Origin of the sequence: Enterococcus sp. S53, assembly GCF_016516865.1 — a bacterium.
GTDB classification, from domain to species: Bacteria; Bacillota; Bacilli; order Lactobacillales; family Enterococcaceae; genus Enterococcus_D; species Enterococcus_D innesii.
Map to the genome: position 1 here is coordinate 68466 of NZ_JACVUH010000004.1, position 12873 is coordinate 81338.

Genomic DNA, 12873 nt, shown 5'->3' on the forward strand with positions numbered 1-12873 from the left:
GCATCAATTAAGGAAAGGTGTTATTATTATGCAAAAATTCAATGACCTGTTAGACCGCTCGTTGGTACCAATCGCAACAAAGCTGAACAATCAACGCCACGTAGCAGCGATCCGGGATGCGTTCATGCTGATTTTCCCACTGACCATCGCTTCTTCTCTCGTTATTTTGGTCAACAATATTTTATTTTCCAATGAGAGTTTCATCGTGCAATTATTTCAACTGAATCGGCTTTTTCCTAATCTGGAAAGTGCTCAGCAAGTCCTAGCTTCCGTGGCGAACGGGACCATCAACATCATGAGTTTATTCATTGCGTTTCTTGTTGCCCAACTTTTAGCTAAACATTTTCAAGCAGATGCTACGCTAGTTGGTTTGACAAGTGTCGCTGCCTTTATGATCTTGTACCCGACCTCCTTTGCAGTAGATGATGTCAATGTGATCTCCACACAATATTTAGGCGCCCAAGGGTTGTTCGTAGCTATGATCGTGGCTTGTTTGGTCGGTGAATTCTTGCCGAAGCTTTTCAAAGTCAAACGACTGCAGATCAAAATGCCTGAAATGGTACCACCAGCAGTTTCTCGTTCCTTTTCTGGCATGATTCCGATCGTGATCATCGTGGCAGTCACTGCTTTGATCAATTTCTTAGTTTTGATGATCGCACCAGAAGGCATCAATGAACTGATTTATAATGGGATCCAAAGTCCATTGCGGGATCTGGGGGGCAATGTCGTCGGTGTCTTGATCTTGGCGTTCTTACAAACTACGTTGTTTGCGATCGGGATCCATGGACCAAATACTTTGAATGCGGTTCGTTCAGCGATTTTTACCGAACAGGACCTAGCTAACCTAGACTTTATCAACCAAGGCGGCTCCTTGTGGGACGTTCCTTACAAAGAAACTTGGGGCGTTTTAAATGATATGTTCGCAAATATGGGCGGAACTGGTATGACATTGGGCTTGATCATTGCGATTTTCATCGCCTCAAAACGTCCCGAACAACGTGAGATCGCTAAGATGTCCTTAGTTCCAGGAATTTTCCAAATCAATGAGCCGATGATCTTCGGTCTACCGATCGTCTTGAACCCAATCATGATCATTCCGTTTATTTTAACGCCAATGGTCAATATTTTAGTGGGCTATTTTGTCACTGTTGTCTGGCCGATCATGCCGACCCCAGCGATTGGGGTACCATGGACGACCCCCGGAATCATTAATCTCTTTTTAGGAACTGGAGGAAATGCGATCGCTGCGGTTGTCGGTGTCGTTTGTCTTGCGATTTCGGTCTTGATCTATTTGCCATTCGTGATCGCCTCTAACCGTTCCCAAAAAGTAGAATTATAAGCAAACGAATGAGTCGAGGAGGAATGAAATTTATGTCCGCAAAAATGCCAAAAGATTTTTTATGGGGCGGCGCGATCGCTGCCCATCAAGCGGAAGGCGCTTGGAATGTTGCTGGCCGTGGAATGAGTACCGCTGATGTTATGACGGCCGGTGGCAACGGTATTCCCCGTAAAATCACCAAAGGCGTCATTGAAGGAGAGTATTACCCGAACCATGAAGCCATTGACTTTTATCACCGTTACAAAGAAGATATCCAGTTATTCAAAGAGCTGGGCTTGAAATGTCTACGGACATCGATTTCTTGGAGTCGGATCTATCCAACTGGAACAGAAGAAGAACCAAATGAAGCCGGTCTCCAATACTACGATGATCTTTTCGACGAATTGCAGGCAAACGGCATCGAACCCGTGATCACTTTGTCCCACTTTGAAATGCCTTATGCCCTCTATGAAGAATTTGGTGGGTTTGCTAACAAAGAAGTGATTCCCCTCTTTGTCAAATTCGCCAAGACTGTTTTTCAACGGTATCGTGACAAAGTAACGTATTGGATGACCTTCAATGAGATCAATAATCAAGCAGATGGGCAAGAGCCGCTACACGTTTGGACCAATTCTGCCATGATCATCGAGGATGACAGTCAAAAAGAAGCACTTGTATTTCAAGCGGGCGTCAATGAGTTGATTGCCAGTGCGGCAGCCGTGATCGAAGGCAAAAAAATCAATCCAGAGTTTCAGATTGGCTGTATGATGGCCTATGTCCCAGTCTACCCCTACTCTTGCGCACCCGCTGATTTGATGGCATCCGTCAAAGCCAATGAACGGCGCTATTTTTACAGTGACGTCCACGTACGAGGCAAGATCCCAACCTATGTGCAAAAATATTGGGCGAAAAAAGGCATCACGATTGAGATCACGCCCGAGGAACAAGCGCTATTAAAAGCGGGAACCGTTGATTATATTGGGTTCAGCTATTACATGTCAGGAACGATCTCAACCCTTGATGAAGTGGCTGGCACACCAACTGAGGATATCCCGGGAGCAAAAATCGTGAGTAATCCTTATATCAGTGCTTCTGATTGGGGCTGGCCTATCGATCCAGTCGGGTTGCGCTATGTGTTAAATACGATCTATCAACGCTATGACTTGCCGCTATTTATCGTAGAAAATGGCTTTGGTGCTTACGATCAATTAACCAATGAACAGCAAGTTCATGATGACTACCGCATCACTTACCTGAAAGAGCATATCGAACAGATGGAAAAAGCGGTGGTTGAAGATGGTGTACCGCTATTAGGTTATACGCCTTGGGGGATCATTGATATCGTCAGCTTCGGCAGCGGCGAAATGGAGAAACGCTATGGCATGATCTATGTCGACAAAGACAATACCGGCAAAGGAACCTTGAATCGTTTGAAAAAAGATTCCTTTGCGTGGTACCAGCAAGTGATCGCCTCTAATGGTGAAACGCTCTAATTACTGCTTCCATGACGAACACAAAAACCGCCCCCTCGTTGCGCCATCCTCCTTTTCACATTAGGAGCCTGGCAACGAGGGGGCGGTTTTCTTATTAAAGAGGGGCGCCATTGCGAGGATGGCTTTTCTTATCATCACTAAACACTACCTCGATGCTGTGGTACACTATAGCTATTCATTTACTTTTACATTAAGGAGGAACTGCACGAAGCCGATATTTCGTCCGATCCAATCTCAAGATGATGCCCCATTAGCTGCTATCATTCGCAAAAGCTTGACCGACCACCAGTTGGCGGTTCCAGGAACTGCCTATTTTGATCCCGAGTTAGACCACTTAAGTGAATTTTATGCAGCAGATCCTGCTAGCCGCCATTATTTTGTCGTCACCGATGAATCAGGGACCCTTTTAGGTGGCGGTGGTCTTGCCGCTTATGATTCAGAAGGGCAAATCGCCGAGCTGCAAAAATTTTATCTCAGTGATGCTGCCAAAGGGCAGCGTCTCAGCTATCCTCTGCTGGCGAAAATCGAGGCCAAAGCTTTTGAACTAGGCTATCGGCAACTCTATTTAGAATCCCATCATTCTTTAGAAGCAGCCTTGCATGTCTATCAAAAAGCCGGCTATCGCGCATTGCCCCAGCCACTATTGGCGGCACAGCATACCACGATGGATCGCTTTTATGTGAAAACATTAGAGCCGCAGCAACCAAATCAATGCAACAGCACCCACGGTTTGGACGGCGCCAACGGAAAGGCCATAGAATAAAAAGCGCGGGCCTTCTTTTAAAAACTTGCGGAAATCCAGCCGCAAACCGATGGCTGCCAACGCCGTCGTTTCAAACCACGTACTGATAAAATGAGCGCCCTCATTCAACCAGCTAGGCAGCGGCAAGAAGCTGTTCAAGATACAGATGGTCAAGAAGCCCAACACATACCAAGGGATCGGCAGCCGCAGCTTGCCTTTGGCTTTGGTTTTGGTGGGGGTCTTTGTCGTCATTCGTTCAAAAACAATGACGACGACTGCCAACATGATGATGCGCGCGATTTTAAAGAGCATCGCGTATTTGACGGTGTCGGCATCAATCAAACTAGCCCCCGCCACGACTTGTCCGACGGATTGCAGCGTGCCACCAAGTAAGGCGCTTTTTTGCAACAGATCATCGCCGTATAAGGCCAAGCCTAAAAACGGCAGCGTCAGCATCATCACTGTTCCTAAAAGATTGACCAAGGTGATGATCTGCCCTTTTTCTTCATCATCGGCATCAATGGCTGGTGCGATCGCCGCAATCGCAGAGGACCCGCAGACAGCGTTGCCGCCTGCCATCATCAGGCTCATCTTTTGATTAAAGCCCATTTTTTTCCCTATCAAATAAGCAGCGGTAATGACCAAACTCATCATCAGCAAAATAAAGAGAAAGCCCCGAAGGCCCATTTCACTGATGGTCTGGAAAGTGACGGTAAAGCCCAGCAAAACCACCGAATATTCTAAGAGACGACTTTCCGCAACCTTCGTCCCGACTTGATAGCGTTCTTGCTTGAACAGTGTATTTCCTAAAATGATTCCTAATAAAATAGCAAGGGTTGCTCCCCCTAATTTTGGCACAGCCAAAGCCATGATTCGGGCGATGACGGCTACCGAAAAGGACAGGAACAAACCGGGAAGTATCAAAGCTGTTTGTCGTTGCTTCATTGCTTTCATCCTTTCATATAACATCCATTATACACAGATTGACCGATCAGTAGGATTTATTGGTATAATAGTTATGATTGAATTTTCTAATGGAAGGGATTGCAATGCTAAAATTACTGGAGACCTTTAAGATGGTCTATGAAACGAAAAATTTTTCGAAAGCTGCCGAACTGCTGTTTATTTCGCAGCCCACGGTTTCTGCTCAAATCAAGCAGTTGGAACAAGACCTGGATACACCGCTTTTTTTACGCAATGGTCGCAAAAACGTGATCGCCACGCCCCAAGCAGAGTACCTTTACGAAAAGGCACTGAATTTATTGGATGAGTGGTCGACAATCGCCAGCGAGATCCATACCAACACACAGCATCAAAGCCACTGTGCCCTAGGCATCTCTCATACCTATGCGATGGCGTTGATGCCTGACTTGATGATTGCTTTATACAACGCCTTTCCCACGGTGCGTTTTCGGGTATTGATGATGAACTCCGCTGAAGTCTTAACAGCGCTTGAGCAACATCAACTAGATTTAGGGATCATTGAAAAACCCTTATCCGCACCGAGTATTTTACGTTTTCCGATTTTGAAAGATCAGCTCGTCTTAGCTGGTGATCCCCAAGTCGGTCCTTGGCTCGTCCGAGAAGCGAGTTCTGGTGTCTACTATTACACTAAGCGCTATCTAGAGGAACAAAATATTCAAGGACCGATCATTGAGATCGCCAGCAATGAATTGATCGTCGCTTTACTGAAACAAGACTTCGGCTGTTCGATCCTTTCCAAGCGAGCCGCCCACGGCATTGGCTATCAACTGCTGGATAAAAATTTTGAGCGCCAATTTTACCTCATCCAGCGCAAAGCCGTCACAGAACCAGCCATCGAGGGATTGCGGACCTTCATTCAGGAGTGGTCGCAAGAGGATTCCTCACAAGCAGAAAGCAAATAAATTCACTTGTTTTTAAGGGAGGAAACCACCGCCTCGTGGGATTTCTTAACCTTTTCTTACGATTACGCTTCCTCGCTGCCGATCTGGCCCGTTTGATTGTTTCTTAAGAAATTTGTGCTAAAATGAAGAGTACTGGCTATGGGCTCTAATGTTCCCCTTTTTGAGGAGAGCTTAGACCACCCTTTGACTACTTTTGCAGTTCGTGAGCAAACCAGTAAGAAAGGATCTTGAAATGAACGAACAAATCAAGAACAAATTAGCGCTGCTTCCTGACCAACCAGGTTGTTATTTAATGAAAGATAAAAATAACAAAATCATCTATGTTGGGAAAGCCAAAATTTTAAAAAATCGTGTCCGTTCGTACTTTACCGGCAGTCACGATACGAAAACCGAACGGCTTGTTCAAGAAATCAATGATTTTGAGTACGTCGTTACCGAATCAAATACGGAAGCCTTATTGCTGGAAATTAATTTGATTCAAAAAAACAAACCAAAATACAATATCATGTTAAAGGACGACAAGTCGTATCCTTTTATTAAAGTGACCAAAGAGCGCTATCCGCGTCTGATCATCACTCGTAAAGTTTTAAAAGACGGAGCTTTATATTTTGGCCCTTATCCTGATGCACGAGCAGCCAATGAAACCAAACGGGTGCTGGATCGCCTCTTTCCTTTACGAAAATGCGGTCCTTCTCAAAAGCGGCCTTGTCTTTATTATCATTTGGGTCAATGCGTCTGTCCTTATGTCAACAATGTAGATCCCAAGGATTATCAGAAGATCGTGGATCAAGTCAAACACTTTTTCCACGGCGGTCACGTCGATATTTTGAAAGACCTGAAAGAGAAGATGGGCGAAGCCATTGAAACGTTAGAGTTTGAACGAGCGGCTGAGCTGCGGGATCAGATCCAAGCAATCGATACCGTCATGACGCGACAAAAAATGACTCTGACAGATCTGATGGACCGTGATGTCTTTGGCTACAGTGTCGACAAAGGCTGGATGTGTGTCCAAGTCTTCTTTATCCGTCAAGGAAAGCTGATCGAACGAGAAGTCTCTTTGTTTCCTTTCTACAATGAAGCGGATGAGGATTTCTTGACCTTCGTCGGCCAGTTTTACCAAAAGAATGAACACTTCATTCCCAAAGAAGTCTTTGTTCCGCAAAATGTCGATGCCGCACCGTTAGAAGCGCTGCTGGAAACCAAAGTCCTGCAGCCCCAACGAGGCGACAAAAAGAAATTGGTCGATTTGGCCAATAAAAATGCCCGCATTGCCTTGGCACAAAAATTTGCGTTGATCGAGCGTACTGAAGAACGGACGATCGGTGCAGTGGATCGTCTAGGCGAAGCCATGGGGATCGCGACACCTTATCGGATCGAAGCCTTCGATAACTCCCACATCATGGGGACCGACCCAGTGTCTGCAATGGTGGTTTTTGTCGACGGGAAGCCGTTTAAAGATGATTATCGGAAATATAAGATCCGTACCGCACAAGGCGGCGACGATTATGGCTCTATGCAAGAAGTCATCTACCGCCGATACTCTCGTGTCCTAAAAGAAAACCTGCCTTTTCCTGATCTGATCATCATCGATGGTGGGAAAGCCCAAGTCGGTGCCGCCCAAGAAGTGCTGTATAACCAGCTAGGTTTAGATATTCCCGTTGCGGGTTTAGTGAAGAACAACAAACACAAAACCAGCGAGTTGATTTTCGGGGAATTTTTAGATCCGATCCAGCTGGAACGCAATTCTGTGGAATTCTTTTTGCTGCAACGGATCCAAGATGAGGTCCATCGTTTTGCGATCACCTTCCATCGCCAACTGCGCAGTAAAAACAGCTTTTCTTCCAAACTGGATGAAATTCCTGGCTTAGGACCAAAACGCAAGCAACAGCTGATGAAAACCTTCAAGTCGTTAAAAAACATCCAAGCAGCTTCCGTGGAAGAGATCCAGCAAGCTGGCATCCCCAAAGCCGTTGCGGAAACTATCTTAGCCAAACTAGGTGATCAAAACCAACCCACTTCTTAAGTCAAAACAAAAACGCTCCATAGCCAACAGTAGCTATGAAGCGTTTTTTCGTTGAAGAAGCAGTTTGTAAGCCGTTACTTTTTGCGGTGCTGTAACAGGTCAGGCTTCATGTCTAACATGGAATAGCCACGAACATCATACCGATTGCGGCTGCAGGAATAGTCCACTGGACGTCCCGATTCTAAATAGATGATCTGTTCTAATTCCAATACTGGGTCATCTGCTTGGCACGCTAAATAGGTTTGATCGTATTCATCGCTTTTGGCAGCCTGAAAGGTCCGATAAGCACCAGCAAATTTGTAGCCTAAATCTTGCAGTAGATAGTCATAGACGGATTCTTCCAAGATCTCTTTCGTCAAACCGCTGACCAGATCCAACGGCATATAGGAATGCTCGAGTATGTATGGATTGCCTTCTAAGATCCGCAAACGGATCACATGATAGATTGGTTGTTCGGCAGTGATCTGAAGCATCTCTTGAATTCTTGTTGTAGGAAAACAGACTTCAAAGGTGATGACTTGGCTAGTCAACGTCCGTTTTTCTTGTTTCATCTGATAGCTCAGGCCTTTGTATTCTGTCACCGATGAGGTATCTTTTCCCCAAAAGGAATGATTCAAAACTTTGGTCCCTAAGCCGCGCTTTGTCAGCAGCAAGCCTTCCATAATCAGGATATTCACCGCATTTTTAATCGTCATTCGGCTGACGCCAAACTCTTCCACTAACTCTGTTTGATAAGGTAAAAGACTGTCTTTCGGATAAGTTCCATCCTTGATTCTTTTACGCAGAACATCTGCGATCTCCATATATTTGGGCATTTTGCCACCTCCAAAACGTGTGTTGTATTGTATTGATTGAAAAACGAGAAAAGAACCGGCCAAACGAAAAGAGTGTCATCACACCACTGCACCTTCCAATGAAGCAGTGTGATAAGGGGTATTGCACTCTGATCGCGGCCGGATAAGGTCTATTACGTTTGGCGCTTGTTTCTAATCGACTCGATCAGACATTACGCATTTTTTAAACGGCGTGTTTCTTGAATTTGCGCCATTTTCACGAACGGCAAGTAGATAACGACCGACAAGATCAAGTTAACAGCTGCCAAGATTCCGCCAGCAATACTTTGTGTCGACAAAATACCGCCGATGATTGGTGGCGTCGTCCATGGTGCGATGACGGTACTTGCAGGAACTAAGCCAGTTGCGGTTGCAAAATAAGCAGTCGTTACTAAAACAAGTGGGGTCAACACATATGGGATGAACAAGATTGGGTTCAAGACAACTGGTAACCCAAACATCACTGGTTCATTGATCATGAACACACCTGGTGCAACGGATAGTTTTGCGACAGTCATATACGCTTTATGATGACGAGCAACTAAAAAGATCGCAATCAAAAGACCTAGTGTCGCACCTGTTCCGCCGATGTTCACGAAAGAATCAAAGAATGGTTTGTTCACGATATAAGGCAAATCTGTTCCTGCTTCTAATGCTCGTGCATTTGCTTCGATCGCTGGCACATTGATCGTTTGCATGAACGGGTCGATGATGTTGGCACCATGCAAACCAAAGAACCATAAGAATGCAGAGATAAAACCTAATAGCAAAGCAGCTGGGTAAGAGTTTGCCAAGCCCATGAATGGTTGTTGCACCAATTCATAGAAGGACAATACGATACTTGTCACACCAAATGCTTGGAAAATTGCTGTAAACAAAGCAAAGATCGATACGGTGATCATTGCTGGGAATAATGCAGCAAATGAACGTGAGACTGCTGGTGGTACGCCATCAGGCATGTTGATGACTAAGCGTGGGTTGCCAGCTAGACGACGGAAGATCTCAGTAGAAATGATCGATACGATTAATGCTAAAAATAATCCTTGAGAACCAAGTCCGGCAGCTGTTAACAAACCATCTGGGCCTGTCGCCATTGCACCTAATGCGAAGAAACTTGCAACTGAGATCGCCCCAGCACCTAATGCGTCTTGATTGTAGCTTTTAGCTAAATTATACGCTACTGTGAAAGCGATTAACAGACCAAGTATTGAAAAAGTACCTGCTGACAAGTTGTTCCCAAAGGCTTGCCATGTCCCTTCACCAAAAATGCCATTCATAAAATCAATATAGGCAGGAATTGGTAAGTTGTTGATCAATACCCCAAAAGAGCCTAAGATCATCAACGGCATCGTTACGATAAATCCGTCACGAATGGCCACTAGATGTCTTTGAGAGCCTATTTTAGAAGCGATCGGAATAAAGTGCTTCTCCATAAATCCAATAAATTTATCCATTGTTTTTTCTCCTTTCAAACCCTAAACAAAATAATGAAACCGATTTCTACTAAAGAATACCACGAGAACGTTTCCATGTCTAGTCTTTTCTTTATCAAAACTGTGCTTTTGTTTAACCCAGCTTATCATTTGCAAAAACAGGTGGTTTTTTAATAGAGAATGCCCTTCGGAACAAGACAGAAAAATCCGCGATTTTACACAAAAAAAGCAATGCTGATCCCTACAGCATTGCTTTTTCCATTGTTATTAAAAGCCGTTATTATCTGAAACTTCTTTAAACCAACGACCTGATTTTTTCACCGTTCGTTTAGCATCATTTGCTAAGTCAACGGAGATAAATCCGTAACGGTTCTTGTAAGCATTGGTCCAGGACCAGTTGTCCATGCAGGTCCACATATGGTAGCCAACACAATTGGTTCCTTCTTGGATCGCTTGGTGGACATACTTCAAGTGGTCAGAGACAAACTCGATGCGGTAATCATCTTCGATCACGCCATCAGCATTGACGAAACGTTCTTCTCCTTCGACACCCATGCCATTTTCAGAAATGTAGCACTTGATATTGCCATAGTTTTCTCGCGTGTTTGTCAAAATATCATAGATCCCTTTTTCATAGATTTCCCATCCACGATACGGGTTCATTTTCTTGTTCGGCATATCATAGTTATCAAAGTAATCATCTGGCATTGGACTTTTCGCTTGATCGATCGGTGATTCTTTCTTCATGATACGACGAGGTTGGTAATAATTGATCCCCAACAAGTCGATCGTATTTTCGCGAATCGTTTGTAAATCATCGGCTTCCATCGCTGGTACCATATCCAATTCCTTGACGATGGTCACTAGTTCTTCTGGAAACGTCCCTTTGACCGCTGGGTCTAAGAAAGAACGATTAAAGAAGGCATCCGCGATTTGCGCTGCTTTGACATCCTCTGGATCGTTCTCATCTCTTGGGTAGCTTGGCGTCAAGTTCAAGATGATGCCGATCTCCCCATCAAGGTTCATCTCATGATAGACTTTGATGGCTTTGGCACTCGCCAACGTTTCGTGGAACCCAACTTGGACTGCATGTTTCATGTTGATCTCATTCGGATAATGGAATTGGTAAAGATAGCCGCCTTCAACAGGGACGATTGGTTCATTATGAGTGAACCATTTCTTGACACGATCACCAAATAACGTAAAGCAGGTTTGCGCAAACGCGACATAGGCATCCACGGTCTCTCGGTTCAACCAGCCGCCTTTTTCTTGCAGCGCCATTGGCATATCGAAGTGGTATAAATTCATGAAAGGTTCGATCCCGTTGGCAATCAGCTCATCAATGTAGGCATTGTAAAAATCAACGGCTTTTTGATTGACTTCTCCTTTGCCTTGCGGGAAGAGACGACTCCATTGGATCGACGTCCGAAACGTCGTATGGCCGGTTTCTTTCATGAGTTGAATATCTTCTTGATAGCGTGTGTAGACTTGCGAGGTTTTTTCAGGACCTACCCCATTGAAAAATTTCTCTGGTTCTTGCTGATACCAGTAATCCCAGATGCTTGCCCCTTTGCCATCACCTTCAAATACACCTTCTGTTTGTGGGCCACTAGCGGCTGACCCCCACCAAAAGCCTGCTGGAAATTGATAATCCATCTTCATTCACTCCTCATTTTTTCTTTGCTGCCCTAATCATAAAGGAAGCAGTTACAAAAATCAATCTTTTTTAAAATAAATGTATAGACATTTAAAATAAAACATGATACATTATCAATGTAATCGATTGCAAAAAGAAATTTAAGGAGTGAACTAATAATGAATGGTTTTATGGACAAGTTATCTGAAAAGATTTTGCCTTTGGCGAATGCCTTAGGACAAAATCGCTACCTGACCGTCTTGCGGGACGCGTTTATGCTTTCGTTCCCAATCACTATGTTTGGATCGATCGTGGTCGTTTTAAACAACCTGCCCTTCTTCAGTGATGCCACTAAAGGAACATTAGGAACACTGTTTGGTAATGGGCAAAATGCAACAATGAGTATCATGACTGTTTTCGTTACTTTCGGTATTGGCTATTATTTATCAAAATCATATGATGTGGAAGGGATTTTTGGCGGTGCCGTTTCTTTTGCCAGCTTTTTGATCTTGACTCCTTTCTTTATGACTACTGAATCTGGCGAAACGATCTCCGGTGTGCTGTCTCTTGATCGTCTTGGCGCAAAAGGGATGTTTATCGGGATGATCGCAGCATTTTTGGCAGCTGAAATCTATTGCCGCATCACAAAACGCGGCTGGCAGATCAAAATGCCTGATGGGGTGCCACCAGCAGTTTCTAAATCTTTTGCCGCTTTGATTCCAGCAATTATCACCTTAACGGTATTCTTAGTGATCAATGCCATCATGACGGGTGTCTTCAATGCCAACTTGCATGACTTGGTTTATGAATTGATCCAAAAACCATTGACTGGACTAGGCAGCAGCTTGCCAGCAACTCTACTGGCTTTGTTCTTTGTTCAATTCCTTTGGTTCTTCGGTCTACATGGTCAAATCATCGTCAACTCTGTGATGGACCCGATTTGGAATACATTGATGTTAGACAACTTAGAAGCGTATCAAAATGGGGATGCACTGCCGCATATCGTCACAAAACCATTTATGGAAACCTTTACCGTTGGATTAGGCGGTTCTGGTATGACGTTAGCCGTTGTTATCTTGATGGCTTTCGTATTGAAGAAAAAACAATACCGCGATGTGGGTCGTTTGGCTTTAGCACCAGGGATCTTTAACGTTAACGAACCAGCCATCTTCGGTATGCCGATCGTCTTGAATGCGACGATCCTGATTCCTTGGGTCGTGGCACCTCTTGTGGTAACGACCTTCAACTACTTAGTGATGGCGGCTGGACTTGTTCCTGCACCAACTGGTGTATCTGTCCCTTGGACCGTTCCAGTGGTCTTCAGTGGTGTCTTAGCAACCAACTCTTGGTTAGGTGGTTTGCTACAAGTCATTGACGTGGTGATCGTCGGCTTGATCTGGTATCCATTCTTACGTGTTTTAGATCGTCAAGCAGAACCATCGATCGATTAAGCGCAACGGCTGGCTGAATTTTTTCAGTCAGCCGTTCTTTTTATAAAAAAACCAAGGT

10 protein-coding genes are annotated in these 12873 nt (G+C 44.6%); 6 read left to right on the forward strand and 4 right to left on the reverse strand.

From position 1 onward, the window contains the following. Positions 1-28: 28 nt before the first annotated feature. The 3 genes from IAE45_RS07265 (at position 29) to IAE45_RS07275 (ending at position 3574) form a co-directional block, all read left to right on the forward strand. On the forward strand, positions 29-1339 hold the full coding sequence (locus tag IAE45_RS07265) for a PTS sugar transporter subunit IIC (protein ID WP_008376519.1): 1311 nt from the start codon (positions 29-31) through the stop codon (positions 1337-1339). A gap of 32 nt (positions 1340-1371) precedes the next feature. Further along, the gene (locus tag IAE45_RS07270) at positions 1372-2811 is read left to right on the forward strand and encodes a 6-phospho-beta-glucosidase (RefSeq protein ID WP_034878166.1); all 1440 of its coding nucleotides are present in this window, start codon (positions 1372-1374) and stop codon (positions 2809-2811) included. Between the two features lie 214 nt (positions 2812-3025). Further along, positions 3026-3574 (forward strand): GNAT family N-acetyltransferase, encoded by a 549-nt coding sequence (locus tag IAE45_RS07275; protein ID WP_200125761.1) that lies wholly within the window; start codon positions 3026-3028, stop codon positions 3572-3574. Here the strand turns inward: IAE45_RS07275 and IAE45_RS07280 are convergent. Beyond that, a complete protein-coding gene (locus IAE45_RS07280; protein WP_060791641.1) occupies positions 3500-4522 on the reverse strand; it encodes a YeiH family protein in 1023 nt (340 codons plus the stop codon). The genes IAE45_RS07275 and IAE45_RS07280 overlap by 75 nt on opposite strands. A 65-nt stretch (positions 4523-4587) precedes the next feature. Here IAE45_RS07280 and IAE45_RS07285 point away from each other — a divergent pair, with 65 nt between their 5' ends. Both IAE45_RS07285 and uvrC read left to right on the forward strand, forming a co-directional pair. After that, positions 4588-5439: a LysR family transcriptional regulator gene (locus IAE45_RS07285; protein WP_200125638.1), complete on the forward strand. Its 852-nt coding sequence runs from the start codon at positions 4588-4590 to the stop codon at positions 5437-5439. A 232-nt stretch (positions 5440-5671) separates the two neighbouring features. Continuing rightward, positions 5672-7462: an excinuclease ABC subunit UvrC gene (uvrC, locus tag IAE45_RS07290; protein WP_005226686.1), complete on the forward strand. Its 1791-nt coding sequence runs from the start codon at positions 5672-5674 to the stop codon at positions 7460-7462. 74 nt (positions 7463-7536) lie between these two features. Here the strand turns inward: uvrC and IAE45_RS07295 are convergent, their stop codons facing one another. The 3 genes from IAE45_RS07295 to IAE45_RS07305 form a co-directional block, all read right to left on the reverse strand. Further along, positions 7537-8277, reverse strand: coding sequence for a GntR family transcriptional regulator (locus IAE45_RS07295; RefSeq protein WP_008376546.1), 741 nt, complete (start codon positions 8275-8277; stop codon positions 7537-7539). A 191-nt stretch (positions 8278-8468) separates the two neighbouring features. Further along, positions 8469-9749, reverse strand: coding sequence for a PTS sugar transporter subunit IIC (locus tag IAE45_RS07300; protein ID WP_061053571.1), 1281 nt, complete (start codon positions 9747-9749; stop codon positions 8469-8471). Between the two features lie 246 nt (positions 9750-9995). After that, on the reverse strand, positions 9996-11384 hold the full coding sequence (locus tag IAE45_RS07305; protein ID WP_411268833.1) for a glycoside hydrolase family 1 protein: 1389 nt from the start codon (positions 11382-11384) through the stop codon (positions 9996-9998). A gap of 159 nt (positions 11385-11543) precedes the next feature. On the opposite strand from IAE45_RS07305, the gene celB reads away from it, so the two are divergent. Then, on the forward strand, positions 11544-12815 hold the full coding sequence (celB, locus tag IAE45_RS07310) for a PTS cellobiose transporter subunit IIC (RefSeq protein WP_005226670.1): 1272 nt from the start codon (positions 11544-11546) through the stop codon (positions 12813-12815). Positions 12816-12873 lie beyond the last annotated feature (58 nt).

Bases quoted from the DNA above. Each gene is read 5' to 3' on its own strand.
- IAE45_RS07265 (WP_008376519.1), top strand. From the start codon at position 29: ATGCAAAAATTCAATGACCTGTTAGACCGCTCGTTGGTACCAATCGCA.
- IAE45_RS07270 (WP_034878166.1), top strand. From the start codon at position 1,372: ATGTCCGCAAAAATGCCAAAAGATTTTTTATGGGGCGGCGCGATCGCT.
- IAE45_RS07280 (WP_060791641.1), bottom strand. From the start codon at position 4,522: ATGTTATATGAAAGGATGAAAGCAATGAAGCAACGACAAACAGCTTTG.
- IAE45_RS07285 (WP_200125638.1), top strand. From the start codon at position 4,588: ATGGAAGGGATTGCAATGCTAAAATTACTGGAGACCTTTAAGATGGTC.
- uvrC (WP_005226686.1), top strand. From the start codon at position 5,672: ATGAACGAACAAATCAAGAACAAATTAGCGCTGCTTCCTGACCAACCA.
- IAE45_RS07295 (WP_008376546.1), bottom strand. From the start codon at position 8,277: ATGCCCAAATATATGGAGATCGCAGATGTTCTGCGTAAAAGAATCAAG.
- IAE45_RS07300 (WP_061053571.1), bottom strand. From the start codon at position 9,749: ATGGATAAATTTATTGGATTTATGGAGAAGCACTTTATTCCGATCGCT.
- IAE45_RS07305 (WP_411268833.1), bottom strand. From the start codon at position 11,384: ATGGATTATCAATTTCCAGCAGGCTTTTGGTGGGGGTCAGCCGCTAGT.
- celB (WP_005226670.1), top strand. From the start codon at position 11,544: ATGAATGGTTTTATGGACAAGTTATCTGAAAAGATTTTGCCTTTGGCG.